At 65.4% G+C, this 1,031-nt stretch carries 2 protein-coding genes; both read left to right on the top strand.

From position 1 onward, the window contains the following. Window positions 1-620: polymorphic toxin-type HINT domain-containing protein (locus ACIQOV_RS42770; protein ID WP_401056706.1), on the top strand; the 620-nt coding region annotated here is incomplete at its 5' end. A 15-nt stretch (window positions 621-635) separates the two neighbouring features. Then, window positions 636-986 carry a hypothetical protein gene (locus ACIQOV_RS42765; protein ID WP_401056705.1) on the top strand — a complete coding sequence of 117 codons (351 nt, stop codon included), beginning with the start codon at window positions 636-638 and terminating at the stop codon, window positions 984-986. Window positions 987-1,031: the final 45 nt, after the last annotated feature.

Here is a 1,031-nt window from a genome sequence, read left to right as displayed (position 1 = left end):
ACATCTCCCTCGGTGCGGGCCGGTCACTCACCAGCACCGACCACCACCCCTTCTGGGCCGAGAACCGGAAGCAGTGGACCGACGCCGCCGACCTCCGGGCCGGCGACGAACTGCGCGACCCGGCCGGACAGGCCCGGCCGATCGAGAGCGTCCGGCACTGGAACACCCTCCAGGGCGCGTACAACCTCACCGTCGACGAGATCCACACGTACTACGTGCTGGCAGGCGACCTGCCGGTCCTGGTCCACAATGCGCCGTACTGTCCGAAGCGTCTCGCCCTCGGTCTCACCGAGATCGAAGAGGACGGCAAACTGCTGTTGAATTTCGCCAAGACGAACAAGGCGAAGTCCTACCTGACCTTCCCCAAGGACACGCCCTGGAGGGACACCGTCCGCGAGGCGCTCAAGCCGGACGGCGACACCAAGATCTTCTTCAACCTCGACGGCATCGGGGCGGAAAAGGCCCGACAGTGGGCCGCTGAATTCGAGGGGGTCGAGGTTCCCGAAAAATACTTCACGTCCTGGGAGCTGGCCCAGATCAAGGCCGCGCCGGCGGAGGTGCGGAAGTCGCGCGTGAAGTTCTTCCTGAAGGGCGACGAAGTCGCAAGCCCCTTCGACTGAGACGAGGCCCTGAGCATGAGCGATGAGATGACGTTCCTGGCCGGAATCGAGGATCTTCCCCTGCGGACCGGGCGGGCGTTCCGCCCGTGGTCCTATTCGGTGTCGCACCGCCGCCTGGTGCTGCGCACCTGGGAGGACAGTCAGAGGCCGGTCCTGGAAATGGAGTTCCTGAACGTCACGGGAATGAAGCTCCGCCGAACCTTCGACAATCTGGTTGTCTCCGAGGGCGGTGCGCTCCCCGAGGTCGACGAATTCGTGGGCCTGTCGGACGAGGACCGCGAATTCCACCGGACCCTGCTGTTGTCCGACGGCACGCACCAGGGGTTCGTCGTGTGCAGCCGCATGAATCTCATGAGCGGCCTGTGACACGGGGCATCCGCCCCTGAGGCGTGAAGGCGTCCTGCCGGACCC

The sequence above is a fragment of the Kitasatospora sp. NPDC091257 genome, assembly GCF_044757675.1.
In the GTDB taxonomy this organism is placed as follows: domain Bacteria; phylum Actinomycetota; class Actinomycetes; order Streptomycetales; family Streptomycetaceae; genus Kitasatospora; species Kitasatospora lactacystinica.
This window is presented reverse-complemented; position numbering and strand designations above follow the sequence as displayed.

Excerpts from the sequence above, each read along its gene's own strand:
- ACIQOV_RS42765 (WP_401056705.1), top strand. The coding sequence starts at position 636 with ATGAGCGATGAGATGACGTTCCTGGCCGGAATCGAGGATCTTCCCCTG.